We start from the raw sequence: 778 nt of genomic DNA, 5'->3' as shown, positions 1-778 counted from the left end.
TTAGGGGATTTTGGGGAATTTTGCAAAGGTCTCGGCATAACATAAAAAATCCCCAAGCATTGATTGCTTGGGGATTTTCAATAGTCCGAATTATTGGACTTTGATTTCTACATCAACACCGGCCGGCAAATCCAGCTTCATCAGCGCATCGGTAGTTTTATCGGTCCAATCCACGATGTCCATCAGGCGCAAGTGGGTGCGGATTTCCAATTGTTCACGGGAAGTTTTGTTCACGTGCGGAGAACGCAGAATGTTGAAACGTTCGATTTTGGTCGGCAACGGAATCGGACCTTTTACAACGGCACCGGTACGTTTTGCAGTTTCAACGATTTCTTGTGCAGAACGGTCAATCAGGGCGTAATCATAAGCTTTCAGGCGGATACGGATTTTTTGGTTTGCCATTTATCAATATCCTTCAATTAAGCGATAACAGAAGAAACCACGCCGGCACCCACGGTACGACCGCCTTCGCGAATCGCAAAGCGCAGGCCTTCTTCCATAGCGATAGGCGCAATCAGTTCTACGGTAATGGTTACGTTCTCACCCGGCATTACCATTTCCACACCTTCTTCCAAAGTAACCGCGCCGGTTACGTCGGTGGTACGGAAGTAGAATTGCGGACGGTAGTTGGCGAAGAACGGAGTATGGCGGCCGCCCTCTTCTTTGCTCAGTACGTACACTTCTGCTTTGAATTTGGTGTGAGGAGTGATAGTACCCGGTTTGGCCAATACCTGACCGCGTTCCACGTCTTCACGTTTGGTACCGCGCAGCAATACGC

2 protein-coding genes are annotated in these 778 nt (G+C 49.0%); both read right to left on the bottom strand.

The features are described 5' to 3' along the window. Positions 1-90: 90 nt before the first annotated feature. A complete protein-coding gene (gene rpsJ / locus HMPREF2959_RS07575) occupies positions 91-402 on the bottom strand; it encodes a 30S ribosomal protein S10 (RefSeq protein ID WP_002215394.1) in 312 nt (103 codons plus the stop codon). Positions 403-419: 17 nt separating this feature from the next. Then, positions 420-778, bottom strand: a 359-nt coding sequence (locus HMPREF2959_RS07570) for an EF-Tu C-terminal domain-related protein (protein WP_083314156.1), incomplete at its 5' end; no start/stop codon positions are given.

This window comes from Neisseria sp. HMSC070F02, assembly GCF_001814225.1.
Taxonomy (GTDB): Bacteria; Pseudomonadota; Gammaproteobacteria; order Burkholderiales; family Neisseriaceae; genus Neisseria; species Neisseria meningitidis.
This window is presented reverse-complemented; position numbering and strand designations above follow the sequence as displayed.